The organism is Streptomyces sp. NPDC002130, from assembly GCF_040296465.1.
In the GTDB taxonomy this organism is placed as follows: Bacteria; Actinomycetota; Actinomycetes; order Streptomycetales; family Streptomycetaceae; genus Streptomyces.
On record NZ_JBEOXI010000901.1, the window covers coordinates 1 to 1,348 of the forward strand.

Genomic DNA, 1,348 nt, shown 5'->3' on the forward strand with positions numbered 1-1,348 from the left:
GACCTTCTGCTTCGCAAAAGCCAGACGGTCTGCAACGTCTCCCGGAATGTCGTACTCGGAGAGCACGTCGTACGGCACGTGTAGCAGCGACGACGACGTGGAGACGACGAGGTCGGGTACAACGTCCTTGAGTTCGTTCAGGTACGTCAAGGTGTTGAACCGGTCGACGCGCCAAACATTGCGACCGTCGACGACGCCCGCGTAGATGCGCTTGCGCTTGATGTTCGGCACCGCGGCCAGTTCCTCGGCCGTGATCTTGCCGTGCACCAGGTCCAGACCGAAGGCTTCGATCTTGGTGGGCGCCAAGATGTTGAGGGCTTCGCCGAACTTGCCGTACGGACCGGTCACCAACAGACGCGGGCGCAGCGGAGCCGTCGACAGCTTCTCGTATGCACGTCCCAGAGCGGCTAGCTCCTCGGGGGTGCGGTCCTCGGTGACCGAAGGCTCGTCCAACTGAACACAGGTCGCACCGGCCTTGGCGAGCTGCTCGAAGAGCTTCTCGTACTCGGGCAGAAGCGCGTCCAACAGGTCGAGTGGGGTGAAGTTCGGATCGGACTTCTCGGTGGCAGGTCCGACCTTCGAAAGCAGAAGCAGCGAGACGGGCCCCATGATGACGGGGCGCAATTCGATGCCGCGCGCCTTCGCACGTTCGAATTCGTCGAGAAGTGCATCCGAGTTGAGCGCGAACACAGTGTTCGCGTCGATCTCGGGCTGACGGTAGTAGTAGTTCGTACCGAAGAAGCGCACCAGCTCGAGAGGCGGGAAGTCCGGACGACCGCGTGCCATCGTGAAGTAGAAATCGAGCGGATCGAGGGCGCCCTCGAGCGGCTTGAACCGCTCCGGCACGGCGCCGAAGAGCAGCGCGTTGTCGAGCACGTGATCGTAGAAGGAGAAAGTGTTGCCCGGAACCTGGCTCAATCCCGTCGCAGCCAATTCACTCCAGGTCGATTCCTGGAGTTCCTTGGCGACCGCGAGTAGTGCGTCCTTGACCGAAGTGCCGTGCCAGTAGGACTCGAGGGCGCGCTTGAGCTCACGGCGCGGCCCGATGCGCGGATACCCCAGGACGCTGGAGCCGAATGCTGCAGTGCTGCTGGACATGCGGTCGACCTTTCTAACCGAGGGGCGCGAGCGCCCTGTGCGCGCTTATGGAGTCTCTACACTCCACAAACGCGCACAGGGGGCTGTGGGCCTTAGCTTGCCTGCTTGGTGGAGCGACCGTTGTCGGCGTATTCGTAGAAGCCCGCGCCGGACTTCTTGCCGGTCAATCCGGCTTCGACCATACGCAGGAGCAGCGGCGGAGCGGAGTACAGCGGCTCCTTGAACTCTTCGTACATTGAGTCGGCGATGG

Annotated in this window: 1 protein-coding gene and 1 pseudogene; both read right to left on the reverse strand. The window is 62.6% G+C overall.

Annotated elements, in window-relative coordinates:
* A pseudogene (locus ABT116_RS46790) lies at nucleotides 1-1,098 on the reverse strand (5-methyltetrahydropteroyltriglutamate--homocysteine S-methyltransferase); the annotation flags it as partial.
* 92 nt (nucleotides 1,099-1,190) lie between these two features.
* Nucleotides 1,191-1,348, reverse strand: a 158-nt coding sequence (locus ABT116_RS46795) for a 3-hydroxyacyl-CoA dehydrogenase family protein (RefSeq protein WP_351647405.1), incomplete at its 5' end; no start/stop codon positions are given.